Source organism: Mesorhizobium sp. M8A.F.Ca.ET.218.01.1.1 (genome assembly GCF_004791165.1).
Classification (GTDB): domain Bacteria; phylum Pseudomonadota; class Alphaproteobacteria; order Rhizobiales; family Rhizobiaceae; genus Mesorhizobium.
On sequence record NZ_SRUZ01000049.1, the window covers coordinates 1 to 428 of the forward strand.

General features: G+C 61.0%; 1 pseudogene. It reads right to left on the reverse strand.

The window, feature by feature from the left end:
• Positions 1-302 precede the first annotated feature (302 nt).
• Positions 303-428, reverse strand: a pseudogene (gene purU, locus EN861_RS34335) (formyltetrahydrofolate deformylase); the annotation flags it as partial.

Consider the following 428-nt stretch of genomic DNA (forward strand, 5'->3'; position numbering starts at 1 on the left):
CTGCAACCTCTGAGCACCCGCGCGCCATCCTTAGCGCGGGCGCGGTGTGGAAACAGTATCGGATGGGCTTCGTCATCGCTCGCGAAACGCTCGCGAGCTCTTTCGCTCGGCGACCCGGAGAGAAGCCGGATTGAGCTGATGGGCAGCAAAGGGTCATTGCTGCCCTGCAACCCAGAGATCGCTGGCAACCGCCATTCTGTTCGAGCTGCGAAAGCGAGACGGTCCGTCAAGTGCGAAAAATGCAGCGGCCAAGGTCGAATGGTTGGTCCGAAGCACTTCCGCTAACGCCGGGCGCCGCTGCATCATCCCATTCGTTCTGAGGCATAGGAGCCAGGCGAAGCGGGGAAGACCACCGTCTTATTCCCGTTGAGGAAGACACGGCGATGGATGTGCGCGTGAATGGCACGTGCGAGAACCTGGCTTTCGAC